Raw genomic sequence first — 12,547 nt, 5'->3', positions numbered from 1 at the left:
TAGCCATTTTCAGCATATCCTACCAGTGGTTCTAGGTTCCTTGCGCCCAGTATGGCCGATGTCTCCGCTATTACATCCCTCATCTTGGGACTGAAGCGATATGGATCATTCTTGGGTGCCCATTTAAGCCCCTGTGACGACAGGGGAAAAGTTGAAATCCCTTTGTCAATGACCGCTCAGGGTCGGCTTCTGGTAAGTAACATGGGGCTTGACTAAGCGTACGCAAAAACGTACGATGTAAGTGTATTTAGGAGATGTCCTATGTCCACCACAATGACTGCGACCGAGGCGCGTGCCAACCTCTATCGCCTTATCGACCAAACAGCCGAGTCTCACCAGCCGATTCGAATTGCCGGCAAGCGTTCGAGCGCGGTGCTCATCTCCGAGGCAGATTGGGATGCCATCCAGGAAACTCTGTATCTGGCCTCCATACCAGGCATGCGCGACTCCATCAAGAAAGGGATGGCGGAACCCCTGGAGAGTAGTGCCAAGGAGCTTGATTGGTGACTTGGCAGGTTGTCTACGCAAATGCAGCGCTCAAGGATGCGAAAAAGGTTGCTGCGGCTGGCTTCAAGACCAAAGTGCAAGCACTGATTGGAATACTGGAGGCTGACCCGTTGCAGAACCCTCCGCCTTACGAAAAGCTGGTCGGTGACCTCTCTGGCGCCTATTCCCGCAGAATCAATATCCAGCATCGATTGGTGTATGAGGTGTTCGTCCAGGAACGTATCGTCCGTGTTTTGAGAATGTGGACGCATTACGAGTAGCGAGTCTGACAGTCTGAGATTCTATAGTTGGGCGCAAGCGGTATTTCGCATAAATTGCTCTGCATCGAAGGGCTTTTGGCTGCGCCAGACGGAGAATGCAACTCGAAGCAGCTTGCGGCCAAGCATCACGAACGCAGCCGTTGAACTGAAGCCCCGCCATCGTGCGTGGGTTATCCAGGGCATTATTGCAGCGCCTTGGGCGCGACTAGGGCGACTGGGATAAGCTCGGCCCGCTGCCCGAATCTGTTCAACAGCGGCTTGAAAACGCCACACCGGAAGACCTGAAAACGTGGTCACTGGCCTTGCTCGACGCGAACTCATTGAACGAAGTATTTGGTAACTAAAGCGCGCGACTGCAGGTATTGGTCCAAGGCTTCGACGGATGCATGGGGCTCGGCCAAGGCCACATAGGTGTCGGGTCGGAGCAAATAGACGGCGTCGCGCGCGAGCCCTGCTTGGCCATGTTTGTCGTGCCACTCGAACTCATGGACAGGAATGCCGCGACGCTGGCCCCATGCTTTGAGGCCGGGTGACGCAGTGCCATAGACATGTGCTTGCCACTCAATGTGTGACAGCGGCCCGAAGTTGTCTACGCCGCCTACCTCCACCCACGGAAGACGGTCGCCCCCTTCTATCTTTCCAGCCGTGCCCGCACTTAATGCGCTTTCCTGATAGTTCAAGGTGGTCTGCGAAACGATCCTGAACATCATTTCCCGCACGCCCTCGACAAGGTAAGCCAAGCCGGCCACGACGGGGGCAATTCGCGTGCGCACGAAGTCGGCAAAATTGCTCTCGGCCGTTACGAACGTGAAGACTCGGTCGGTGGTCTCCACCAGGGTGTTTGCAAACGCCCGGCGCTCTTGGTTATAGGTTTCGAGCAGCGCATCGTCTGCCTGCCCCTTGAGAACCGCTGTAAGTTTCCAGGCCAGGTTGATTGCGTCGGCAATGCCGGTATTCATGCCCTGGCCGCCGACCGGGCTGTGGATGTGGGCCGCATCACCCAGCAAGAACACTCGCCCGTGCCTGAAATTGTCGGTAACCCGATGGTGCACGCGATACGTCGAGAACCAATTGACCTGTTCGATCTTCACGCCTAGCCCGTCAATGGCGCGGTGGCTCACGTCTTCAAAGCCGAGCGTGTCGGGGTCGGCATCGCTTACCACGCCAATCAAGCGGCTCAAGCCCGAACGACCATAAGACAGCACGGCCACGAAGTCGGCGTTATCCAAGGCAATGTGTGCTTCGCCTGCGGGTTCCAGCCCGCTAAGCTTCACGTCGGCCACATAAAAGACCTGCTTGTAGGTCCCCCCCTCGAAGTCGGTGCCAAGCTGGTGACGAATGGTCGACTTGGCGCCGTCGCAGGCACACAGATAGGCCGACTTGAAAACCTCTTCGGGACCATCGGCCTTCTTGAGCCTGGACAGAACATGGTCGGGCTTGGCTTCAAACGAGACAAGCTCGGTCTGACGCTCTACCTCAACCCCCATAGATTGCAGCTTTTCGATCAGAAGGCGCTCATGCTCGTCTTGCGGGTAGCTCAAGATGAAGGGATAAGGGGTGACATCGGCGCCCGCCTCCGCAAAGGGCAAGCGGGCCCGGCGCTGCCCTTTCACCCATAGGTTCATCGTGGGAATAGGATGGCCAGTCGCCGCCACCGCATCGGCCAGGCCGATTTGCCGATATAGCTCCAGGGTGCGTGCTTGCACCGCCATGGCGCGTGAGGCCTTAACCGGCTTATCGAGCTTGTCGATGACTCTTACGCTCACCCCCTGCCGGGTGAGCCACAGAGCATGAACCAGACCGGTAGGCCCGGCGCCCGAGATAAGGACATCAGCAACGTGCGCCATGGGTTATCTCCATTAAATGGCCTTGAAGTCATTTAATGGGGATGTGGCTTGGCTGTCAATCAGAGTTTCAGCATGGTCTCTGGCTTTTCTGGAGGCCCATTCTTTAGACAACGTATTCGGCGACGAAAGCACTAGAATCGTAGCATTGACAACACCCGCAGCCGCGCGAACCACGCGCGGCACGAACGCCCGCAAAACCTACAGGTCGCCCTACGATGAAAAAACTCGGTTTCCTCTCCTTCGGCCACTGGACGCCTTCCCCCCAATCGCAAACACGCTCGGCATCCGATGCGCTTCTGCAATCCATAGACCTTGCCGTAGCCGCCGAGGAACTCGGGCTGGACGGGGCGTATTTTCGGGTCCATCACTTCGCGCGGCAATTGGCTTCTCCCTTCCCGCTGCTTGCTGCGGTGGGCACGAAGACACGGCGCATTGAGATCGGCACCGGGGTGATCGACATGCGCTATGAGAACCCTTGCTATATGGTGGAAGACGCCGGGGCGGCGGATCTTATTGCGGGTGGGCGCTTGCAGCTGGGAATCAGCCGGGGCTCGCCCGAGCAGGTGATCGATGGCTGGCGCTACTTCGGGTATGAACCGGCCGAAGGGCAGGACGCTTCGGACATGGGGCGCCAGCATGCGGAAATCTTTCTGAACCTGCTGCGGGGCGAAGGGTTTGCGGAACCCAGCCCTCGGCCGATGTTTCCGAATCCGCCGGGCCTTCTGCGCATTGAACCGCATTCGGAAGGGCTGCGCGATCGCATCTGGTGGGGTTCGAGCTCTAACGCCACGGCCGTCTGGACGGCGAAGCTGGGCATGAACCTGCAAAGCTCAACGCTCAAGGACGACGAAACGGGCGAGGCTTTTCATGTTCAACAGGCGGCGCAGATTCGGGCGTACAGGGCGGCATGGAAAGAGGCGGGCCACACGCGAGAGCCGCGCGTTTCGGTCAGCCGCAGCATTTTCGCGCTGGTGAATGACCAGGACCGGGCCTACTTCGGTCGTTCAGGGCAAAGCGAAGACCAGTTGGGCTTCATTGATGAGAAGACACGCGCGGTGTTCGGGCGCAGCTATGCGGCCGAGCCGGATGTGCTTGTCGAGCAGTTGAAGAAGGATGAAGCTATCGCAGAGGCCGACACCCTTCTGCTGACGGTTCCGAACCAGCTTGGCGTAGATTACAACGCGCACGTAATCGAGGCGATCTTGACGCACGTTGCGCCGGCGCTTGGATGGCGCTGACCGGGCCTACCGAAGCGATAACCTCGTCGCTGATCTTGATGGACAAGCCACCGGGTGCTGATCTACATTGAGATCGTAGTCCAGAGTTCGCCCACCCGCGTGCCGTTACATCTTAGGAGCACCTCATGGAGGAAATCGCCCTGTCGGCCCATGTTCCCGCCCTGCGGGGCGGCAGCAACGCGTGGCAAGACATCGTGCGCAAGATGATCCATAACGTGTCGGTCAGCGGCCCGGGCTCCGCTCCTTTTCGGGCGTATATTGCGGGCCGCCGATATGGGGACGTCAGCTGCACCCGTTTCTGGAGCACGCCGCACAAGGTGTCGTGCAGCCGCGAAACCTACGCCAATTCGGGCGGGGCGGGCTATCTCCTTAGCTGGCAGCTGGAAGGCCAGGCCGTCATCGAGCAAGCGGGAACGTCGATCTGTCTTATGCCCGGCAGCCTGGCCATTGTGGATGGACGCAGGCCAATGAGCGTGCTGTTTTCACAGAACGTAAGGCGCATGGTGGCCAAGCTGCCGGTTCATGCTGTTGAAACCGCCCTGCCCGCCCTTGTTGCCGGACGCCCTCTTTCTTTTACGCCGCAAGGCGGGCTGGCAAATATGCTGCTTGCCTATCTGGAAGAGATCGCCGATACGGGCAGCACGATCAACGTGCACGAGCTGCCGCTGCTTGCCGAGAACCTGTGCAATCTGCTGAGGATCAGTGCGGCGCACGAGGGGGTGGACGCTGTCGATTCCAGGCAGCTGCGACGCCGCGCCATCGAGCAGCATTTGCGAACAATCGCCCCCAATCCCGACATTTCGCTGGCGCGAGCGGCGGCAGGCCTGAATATATCATCGCGCCTGCTGCAAAAGGAATTGCAGGACATGGACACCAGCTTTACCAAGCTCATCACCGAGGCGCGGCTTTCGGCGGCGGCGGCAAAGCTCAGGGCCTCTGCTTCTTTGTCGGTCTCCGACGTTGCCTACCATAGCGGCTTCAACGACATCTCGCACTTCAACCATCTGTTCAAGCGCGCCTACGGGATGAGCCCCTCGGCCTACCGGGCTTCGGCAGGCTCGCCCGCCCCGTAGATTCCGTATTTGCCCTGGGCAATGACGCCATTGGGGTCGAGCGCGTTCTTGATTTCGCCGAACGCCTTTTGCAGGGAAGGCATCAGCATGCCCATGTGCAGCTCGTGATAGTCTGCCGGGGCGCGGCCCACACCGACCCCGCGCTTGGCGAACTCGTGGGCCAGTTCTTTGTAGCAGGCGTCCGCGCGGGCGTTCTCGTCGGCGTCGTCTTTGTTCCACACCAGCACGTGCAGGCCGCGGGTGAACCGCGCCGAAGCCACATGCATGATGATGTAGTCCATGCCGTGCCTGGCATAGATTTCCCGGCCCAGGCGGTCAAGCTCCAGGGCCTGGCGGCCCACCATGGGCGTGCCGGGCAGAAACCACGAGTTCCCGCTGCCGGGCCGCCACTGCAGCATGCCCAGTTCGTTGGCGCTTGGCCGCCCGCTCATAGCGTCGACGGCGATGTTCAGGGCCGGAATGCCCAGGGCCTCGTCGTGGCTGACGTAGCGCGCCTTGCCGCTGCGCTCGAAATGCGCTTTTACGCGCTGGATGGAAGGCTCGATGGCGGCGTCGGAAGCCCCGTAGAACATGCCCGAAACCTGCCAGGCGCCCAGGCCATGCTTCTGCTGCAAGGCCTTTCTGCCCTCGAGCGAGAAAGCCAGCTTGCTGCCTTGCAGGTATTCCCAGTTCTGGTCTTCCGGCGCCATGGCGTACAGGTCATTCGAAATGCGGAACAGCGTCGGCACGAAGTTTGAAAGCTTCATCGGGCGGCACAGGTCGATGATCTCGCCAATGTCGTCATCGTCTGGAAAGACGAAGTGGAATGATCTTGCGGCAGGAGGACGCGGCATGAGCCAGATGGCGGCCCGCGTAACGATGCCGAAGTTCGACTGCGCGAACAGGCCGTCCAGGGCCGGGCCGAAGGAATACTTCGACACATGCCAGTTAACCAGATTGTCGCCCTCCAGGCTGCCGTCGCCGGTGCGCACGATATCGCCATTGCCCAGCACCACCTCCATGCCGCACAGCATGCCGAAATGGTCGAAGTAAGGGCCGTACCCAGCGCCCCGGTCCATGGCGTTGCCCAGGATGCCGCCATGAGGCGGCCCCGAGGTGGCAGACACCATCAGCTTGTCGCCCCGGCGAACCAGTTCATCGTGCAGCATCTGGAAGCTGACGCCGGGCTGCACCTCGGCGAAGCAGGTCTCCTCATTCACCTCGAGGATGCGGTTCATGCGGTAGCCAAGGTCGACAATCACCTGCCCCGGCCTGACCGGCGCCCGAGAGCCCAGGCCGATATTGTTGCCCGTGCTGATGGGATACAGCTGCACGCCATGCTGGTTGGCGGCGCGCACGATGTTTTGCACCTGCTGGGTTGATTCCGGGAACAGCACCGCGGCCGGTGGGCGCTCGGCGCCCGGCAGGGTATGTTCGCCATAGCGTTTTATTGTTTCGGGCCGCTGGTCGACCCATTCCTTGCCCAGGGCGGTCGAGGCCGCGTCAAGAAAAGCTGAAATATTGCTGCTCATTTGTCTTCCTCCTTAGGGTTCACCAGACGCCCACTTCGTTGTCGTCTGGTGAGCCGGCGTCTTGATGCATGTGGATAGGGGCTTGCGTGGTGCTTGTCTGTTTGGGCTCTGGCGCCAGCGGCTCAGGCGTCTCCAGACTCACGCCCTGCAAGGCGGGCGGCACCGGCCCGCCGTGGGCCCAGTCCAGAAGCTCTACCGTGTGCACGATGGGTATACCGCTGTACAAGCGGATCTGGCTGATGCAGCCGATGTTTCCCGCGGCGATGATCTGCGGCCGAACAGGTTCGATATTGGCGGCCTTGCGCGTGCCCAGCTGCTGCGCAAGCCGGGGCTGGAGCATGTTGTACGTACCTGCGGAGCCGCAGCAGAAGTGGGACTCGGCCACATCCACCACCTGGAAGCCCGCCTTGCGCAGCAAGGCCCTGGGCTGCACCGTTACCTTCTGCGCATTGCGCAGTGAACAGGCGTCGTGGTATGCCACTATATAAGGAGGCAGCTGCGCTTCTTCAGCAGCATCAGCTTCAATAGCCGCATCGGCCTCGATGCGCTGCAGCCATTCGGAAATATCGACCGCAATGCTCGAAACACGCCGCGCCGCTTCCGCCAGTTCCGCATCCCCGCTGAACATATGGCCGTAATCCTTGACCGTAGTGCCGCAACCCGAGGCGTTGACGACAATGGCGTCCAGGCCCTGGCCGTCCATCTCGGCAAGCCATGCGCGTATGTTGGCGGCCGCGAACCGCAGGGCGGCGTCGCGCTTGCCCATGTGTAGGTTCAACGATCCGCAGCAGCCGGCCAAGGGAGGAACCACCACCTCACAGCCCATTCGCGTCAGTACCCGAATGGTGGCGTCGTTGATATGCGGCGACAACACTGGTTGCACGCAGCCAGCCAGCATGGCGACACGCCAGCGCCTCTCGGCCCGGGCAGGGTACACAGTACACGAGGCCCTTGAAGCCGCTGCTCCTTGAGAAGCGGCGGGAACCAACCGAGTCATGTGGCGCAGCGAGGGCGGCACCCACTTTTCGAATCGCGTGGCCAGCCGGCCGGCGCCCAGCATGATTTTGAACAGCCCGGGCCTGGGCAGGGCGTAGCCCAGCACGCCTCGAACAAGCCTTTCGCGCCATGGCCGCCGATAATTCTCTTCGATATAGGCGCGCCCGATGTCCACCAGGTGCATGTAGTCGACCTTGACCGCGCAGGTCGTCATGCACGACATGCAAGAGAGGCATCGGTCGATATACCCGACGGTTTCAGGCGAGGGGCTGCCGCCCTGCTCCAGCATTTCCTTGATGAGGTCGATGCGGCCTCGCGGGCCGTCGTTTTCATCATGCAGCAAGGTATAGGTGGGACAGCCAGAGGTGCAAAAGCCGAAGTGCTGGCAGGTGCCCAATATCTTGTCGGCCTCGGCAATGTCGGGCCGGGCCAGCTGAATTTCCGTAAAACTGGTTTTCATCTTGAAAGCGGGGGGTTCTATATACTTTCATCATCGCCAATCCCGCGGCCATACTCTTGGAGATTGACGCTCTCTTCTTGGGGAATTGCGCAATGGCAGTGCGCCCGCCAGTACTCGACGAAATACTTCGAAGCGTCGCGCGCCGCTACCGCGTGCCGTCTGTACCAGACCTATTCCCGCTTCCGGAAGGCGACAACCCCGCCACAGCCCTGGCTGTCGCCATTGAGCAAGCCCGCGCGGCCCTGGCGCGGGGCGAGACTCCCGATGAAATTTCCAGGCTAGCTTTCCTGGAAGCGCTCTCTCTCATGATCCGCGATGCCATGCGGCCGGAGCAGGGAGACCCGGCCTTCCAGGCCATGGTGCTGCAACACCGGGCCGCGCATGTCCGCGAGTACGCGTCATTGCTGGCTCGCGCCGACCAGGACCGCCGCGCGGTTCGCTCGGCAGTCAATGCGGTGGCGCATCCCGCCAAGCAGGCGCGGGCTTCGTCCGATCAGCAAGCGAAGGCCTTGGCCCTTTTGCATGAGCTGGCGTTTTCGGCAGCATGGAAACAGTTGGCGGACGCAACGCGAGCAGTTCTTGAACTGCCTGATATTGTTGTCGACCCGCCGTTGGCGCGCGGCATCGCTCGCATACGTGGTGAAGCGGCACTGGACCGCCTTCAGCGCCTGAAGGAACTGGAGCCCGACGCACTGGTCCAGCGATACCTGTCGCTACGCGACCGGAATGGGCCGCGCCCTGGAAGCGCCGGCGCCGCCACACAGGGCACAGCTTCGCGGCAGCGAGGCGCGGAAGTGGAAAACCTGGCGATGCAAGCGCTTCAGGCGCTGGCCCAAAAGCTTGATAGGGAAGAAGGCAGCGCCGGCTCATATCACGTCGTCACCTCACTGCGAGTGCCCGCTTCCTTGTCCACCAACGCCGAACGCGCGAAAAGCGAATGGGACGCGGTGTTGCTGCGCAGGGCGGAAAGTGGCGAAGGAAGCTGGGATGTGCTCTTGCTGGTCGAGGCCAAGGCATCTGTGGAGGCGGCCACGACCGACCTTCCGCGATTGCTGCGCGGCCTGCGCCTGTTGTCGCAGGCCGATGGCGACACAATCTATACTTTCGAAACCACGCAAGAAGCGGTGCGCCTGCGCGGGGCTTCGCTTTCGGCACTGAAGGCGGTTGAGGCCGCAGCCATGGGCACGGCCGACGCCAAGAACACCGATCCGCTCAAGCGCACCGTACTCTATTTTTGCGACGCGCCCGCCGAAGCCAACCCTCGCCTGCTCAGCCCGGCCAGCCGGATGCAGTTGCTATCCGCGCAGGCCAGCCTGGAATTCGCCAACAAGCTGGCACAAGGGCACGATGCCAGCCCACAAGAGCTGCTGCCCATCTGGCACGACTTGCTGGAATCTTCCCAATGGCGTGGCGTGCTGCATCAGTACCAGGCGCTGCATCAGGTGCGGGAACTGATGGTTCATGCGGACGACCTGATGGCCGCCATCAGGAATCGATAGCTGGTATCGCCAAAAACGGTTTCCGCTGGCCGCCAACCCTTCCTACACTTGGGCAAACCACGCACAAGAACCTGCCTGGTGGCGCCGTGCCGGCCGCGTACGATCAACTCGATGCGGCAGCGGCCCGCGCCAGGCATCCAAGAGACAAAGCGATGAAACTGCATACCTGCAGCGATGCCTGCCCGCCCAACTGCCCTTCCCAGCCCAGCGCAAAGGTCTGGGCCGACCCGGATAAACGTCCGCTGACCGTGGACATGCATTGCCACGTGATTGTGCCGGCTATAGAAGCAATGACGAACGACCGACCCGAGAAGACGGCTGAACTTCAGGAACAGGCGCTGGGCATGGGGGCTGTTTCGGTAGAGCACAACAAGCGGGTAATGCTGCCGGCGGCGGGCCGCCGCCTGGTCGACCTTGACATGCGTCTTGCCGACATGGAATCGATGGGCGTTGACGTCCAGGTAATAAGCCCCTCGCCTTCGCAATATTATTACTGGGCCGACCCAGAGCTTGCGATCGAGCTCGTGCGCCTGCAGAACGAATCCATCGCCGCCCTCTGCGAGCAGCATCCCGAAAGGCTGTGCGGCTTGGGCAATGTCGCGGCACAACATGCAGAGCTGGCGCCGCGGCAGCTGGAATACGCGGTACGCGAACTGGGCCTCAAGGGGGTGGAAATATCGACCCAGGTCGCAGGGCGGGAACTGGCCGATGCGTCGCTTCAGCCCTTCTGGGCCAAAGCGGAAGAGCTGGGTTGCGTGGTGTTCATACACCCCTTCGGCACAAGCCTGGGAAGCCGCATCGATCAATACTATCTTGCCAACAGCATAGGCCAGCCCCTGGAAACGACGATCGCGCTGTCGTCGTTGATATTCAGCGGCACACTGGATCGACATCCCGGCTTGAAGCTGGTCGCCGCTCATGGCGGCGGTTACTTGCCGGCCTACAGCGGCCGCAGCGACCATGCATGGCGCGTACGCCCCGAGGCCTCTGCGCCGGCACTGCCGCCCTCCGGCCACCTGCACAACATCTGGTTCGACACCCTGGTTTACGACCCGGTTTCACTGCGCCACCTGATCGAGCGCGTGGGAGCGGGCCAGGTCGTAGCCGGCACCGACTACCCCTTCGACATGGGCGACTATCAGTTGCACCGTCTCGTGGACAGTGTGGAGGGGCTTTCCGATGAAGAGAAAGCCCGCATCCTGGGCGGCAACGCCTGTCATCTGCTGGGGCTGAACATCGATCAGGCGCTCCAGTACCGCGCAGTGAAAAAGGCTTGAGCCGGAGCCCCCCGGCACAGAAAAATACGAGGTATCGCGAGAAACGATTTCACCATCCCCAGAATGCTGGCTAGGATTCGAGCAAAGAAATAAGCAGTCCTATCGACGCATTCTGGAGGAGACGTGAACGACTTCAAGACGGAAGTACGCGACGGCATGGCCATTGACTGGGATGTTCCCATCACCATGGACGACGGCGCCGTGCTGCGGGCCGATGTTTATCGGCCGCTGGGCGAGGGCAGGTACCCCATGCTCATGACCCACGGCCCTTATGCCAAGGGCCTGCCTTTCCAGACGGGCTATGCCTTTGCATGGAATGCCCTGGAACGCGACCACCCCGAGGCGCTCGCGGATTCGTCAAACAAATACCAGGCCTGGGAAACGCCCGACCCTGAAATCTGGACGCGTGAATACGGCTACGTCTGTATTCGCGTCGATTCCCGTGGAGCGGGGCGTTCCCCCGGCCGCATCGACGTGCTGTCCCCGCGGGAAACCCAGGATTTCCACGACTGCATCGAGTGGGCGGGCACGCAAAGCTGGAGCAATGGCAAGGTGGGCCTGACCGGCATCTCGTACTACGCCATGAACCAGTGGCAAGTAGCGGCCACACGGCCCAAGCACCTTGCCGCAATCTGCCCGTTCGAGGGCGCGGCCGACTTCTATCGCGACGCCGTACGTCACGGGGGCATATTGTGCACGTTCTGGATACGCTGGTACCCGGTGCAGGTGTCGGCAGTACAGAACGGGCTGGGCGAACGCGGCAAAAGCAACCCCAACACCGGCGAGCTGATAGCCGGCCCCCAGACCGAGCCGCCCGAGGCCCTGGCGGCCCGCATTGCCGACCTGCCCGCCGAACAGCGGGCCCATACGCTTGACGACGACTACTTCAGGCAACGCACCCCGGCGCTGGAGAACATCGAGGTGCCCGTTTTGTCCCGCGGAAACTGGGGCGGCCTGGGCTTGCATCTAAGGGGCAATACCGAGGGCTATCAACGGGCGGGCTCAAGGCAGAAGTGGCTGGAAATGCACGGCTACGAGCACTGGACCGAATACTACACGCGGGAAGGCCGCGCAATGATGCGCAAGTTCTTCGATCACTTCCTGAAGGGCGAAGACAACGGATGGGAGAAAACGGCGCCCGTCCAGCTCAATGTGCGCCATCCCGACCGCTTCATCAAACGCGAAGAGCAGGAATGGCCTTTGGCCCGCACCCAATGGACGCGCCACTATCTGGATGCCTCGGGCAAGACCTTGCGCGAGGTACCTCCGGGGCCGGCCAGCGCGCACTACCGCGGCTTCTCGCCAGGCATCACGTTCTGGACGGAGCCTCAAAAAACAGAGCTGGAATTGACGGGGCCCGTGGCGGCGAAGCTGTTCGTGTCCTCCAGCACCGCCGACGCGGACCTCTTCCTGACCTTGCGCGCCTTTGGCCCGCACGGCCGGGAGGCGCTCTTTACGGGCGCCTCCGACCCCAATAACCCGGTGGCCTATGGATGGCTGCGGGCCTCGCACCGCAAGCTCGACGCAGGGAAATCGCTGCCCTACCGCCCCTATCACGCTCATGACGAAGCCCAGCCGCTGACGCCGGGCGAAATCTATGAACTGGACATAGAGATCTGGCCGACTTCCATCGTGCTGCCCCGTGGATGGCGGCTTGCCCTGACAGTGGCGGGGCAAGACTTCGACCACGGCCTGCCTGGTCCGATGCCGCGAACGTACGGCGGAATAGAAATGCGCGGCTGCTCGCTGCACCTGCATGACGATCCGCAAGACAGGCCCGCAGAGGTCTTCGACGGCACGATCACGATCCACTCGGGCGAAGACCATCCGTTGCATCTGCTGCTGCCCGTAATTCCGGCTTGATGCCCCCAACCAGAAA

At 61.5% G+C, this 12,547-nt stretch carries 10 protein-coding genes; 7 read left to right on the top strand and 3 right to left on the bottom strand.

What is annotated here, in order from left to right:
• Nucleotides 1–261 precede the first annotated feature (261 nt).
• Nucleotides 262–507 (top strand): type II toxin-antitoxin system Phd/YefM family antitoxin, encoded by a 246-nt coding sequence (locus tag C7440_RS00765; protein WP_116517083.1) that lies wholly within the window; start codon nucleotides 262–264, stop codon nucleotides 505–507.
• Nucleotides 504–767 carry a Txe/YoeB family addiction module toxin gene (locus C7440_RS00760; protein WP_116517933.1) on the top strand — a complete coding sequence of 88 codons (264 nt, stop codon included), beginning with the start codon at nucleotides 504–506 and terminating at the stop codon, nucleotides 765–767. Before C7440_RS00765 ends, C7440_RS00760 begins: the two co-directional genes overlap by 4 nt.
• A 317-nt stretch (nucleotides 768–1,084) precedes the next feature.
• On the opposite strand, the gene C7440_RS00755 is transcribed toward C7440_RS00760, so the two are convergent.
• Nucleotides 1,085–2,614: an FAD-dependent monooxygenase gene (locus tag C7440_RS00755; protein WP_116517082.1), complete on the bottom strand. Its 1,530-nt coding sequence runs from the start codon at nucleotides 2,612–2,614 to the stop codon at nucleotides 1,085–1,087.
• 215 nt (nucleotides 2,615–2,829) lie between these two features.
• On the opposite strand from C7440_RS00755, the gene C7440_RS00750 reads away from it, so the two are divergent.
• Together C7440_RS00750 and C7440_RS00745 are read left to right on the top strand one after the other, a co-directional pair.
• Nucleotides 2,830–3,852, top strand: coding sequence for an LLM class flavin-dependent oxidoreductase (locus C7440_RS00750; protein WP_116517081.1), 1,023 nt, complete (start codon nucleotides 2,830–2,832; stop codon nucleotides 3,850–3,852).
• Nucleotides 3,853–3,977: 125 nt separating this feature from the next.
• Nucleotides 3,978–4,925: a helix-turn-helix domain-containing protein gene (locus C7440_RS00745; RefSeq protein ID WP_116517080.1), complete on the top strand. Its 948-nt coding sequence runs from the start codon at nucleotides 3,978–3,980 to the stop codon at nucleotides 4,923–4,925.
• Here the strand turns inward: C7440_RS00745 and C7440_RS00740 are convergent.
• The gene (locus C7440_RS00740) at nucleotides 4,892–6,436 is read right to left on the bottom strand and encodes an FAD-binding oxidoreductase (RefSeq protein ID WP_116517079.1); all 1,545 of its coding nucleotides are present in this window, start codon (nucleotides 6,434–6,436) and stop codon (nucleotides 4,892–4,894) included. The genes C7440_RS00745 and C7440_RS00740 overlap by 34 nt on opposite strands.
• A 19-nt stretch (nucleotides 6,437–6,455) precedes the next feature.
• Nucleotides 6,456–7,892 (bottom strand): glycolate oxidase subunit GlcF, encoded by a 1,437-nt coding sequence (glcF, locus tag C7440_RS00735; protein ID WP_116517078.1) that lies wholly within the window; start codon nucleotides 7,890–7,892, stop codon nucleotides 6,456–6,458.
• Nucleotides 7,893–7,984: 92 nt separating this feature from the next.
• Between glcF and C7440_RS00730 the strand changes: the two genes are divergently transcribed.
• The 3 genes from C7440_RS00730 to C7440_RS00720 all read left to right on the top strand — a co-directional run bounded on the left by C7440_RS00730 (nucleotide 7,985) and on the right by C7440_RS00720 (nucleotide 12,531).
• The gene (locus C7440_RS00730) at nucleotides 7,985–9,391 is read left to right on the top strand and encodes a 3-deoxy-D-arabino-heptulosonate 7-phosphate synthase (RefSeq protein ID WP_116517077.1); all 1,407 of its coding nucleotides are present in this window, start codon (nucleotides 7,985–7,987) and stop codon (nucleotides 9,389–9,391) included.
• Nucleotides 9,392–9,543: 152 nt separating this feature from the next.
• Entirely contained in the window at nucleotides 9,544–10,668 is a 1,125-nt protein-coding gene (locus C7440_RS00725) for an amidohydrolase family protein (RefSeq protein ID WP_116517076.1), read from the top strand.
• Between the two features lie 123 nt (nucleotides 10,669–10,791).
• Nucleotides 10,792–12,531 (top strand): CocE/NonD family hydrolase, encoded by a 1,740-nt coding sequence (locus C7440_RS00720; RefSeq protein WP_116517075.1) that lies wholly within the window; start codon nucleotides 10,792–10,794, stop codon nucleotides 12,529–12,531.
• Nucleotides 12,532–12,547: the final 16 nt, after the last annotated feature.

Source organism: Pusillimonas noertemannii (genome assembly GCF_003096595.1).
Taxonomy (GTDB): Bacteria; Pseudomonadota; Gammaproteobacteria; order Burkholderiales; family Burkholderiaceae_B; genus Pusillimonas; species Pusillimonas noertemannii.
The sequence above is the reverse complement of the archived record's forward strand: the minus strand, read 5'-3'. Positions and strand labels throughout refer to the sequence as shown.

Bases quoted from the DNA above. Each gene is read 5' to 3' on its own strand.
- C7440_RS00765 (WP_116517083.1), top strand. From the start codon at position 262: ATGTCCACCACAATGACTGCGACCGAGGCGCGTGCCAACCTCTATCGC.
- C7440_RS00755 (WP_116517082.1), bottom strand. From the start codon at position 2,614: ATGGCGCACGTTGCTGATGTCCTTATCTCGGGCGCCGGGCCTACCGGT.
- C7440_RS00750 (WP_116517081.1), top strand. From the start codon at position 2,830: ATGAAAAAACTCGGTTTCCTCTCCTTCGGCCACTGGACGCCTTCCCCC.
- C7440_RS00745 (WP_116517080.1), top strand. From the start codon at position 3,978: ATGGAGGAAATCGCCCTGTCGGCCCATGTTCCCGCCCTGCGGGGCGGC.
- C7440_RS00740 (WP_116517079.1), bottom strand. From the start codon at position 6,436: ATGAGCAGCAATATTTCAGCTTTTCTTGACGCGGCCTCGACCGCCCTG.
- glcF (WP_116517078.1), bottom strand. From the start codon at position 7,892: ATGAAAACCAGTTTTACGGAAATTCAGCTGGCCCGGCCCGACATTGCC.
- C7440_RS00730 (WP_116517077.1), top strand. From the start codon at position 7,985: ATGGCAGTGCGCCCGCCAGTACTCGACGAAATACTTCGAAGCGTCGCG.
- C7440_RS00725 (WP_116517076.1), top strand. From the start codon at position 9,544: ATGAAACTGCATACCTGCAGCGATGCCTGCCCGCCCAACTGCCCTTCC.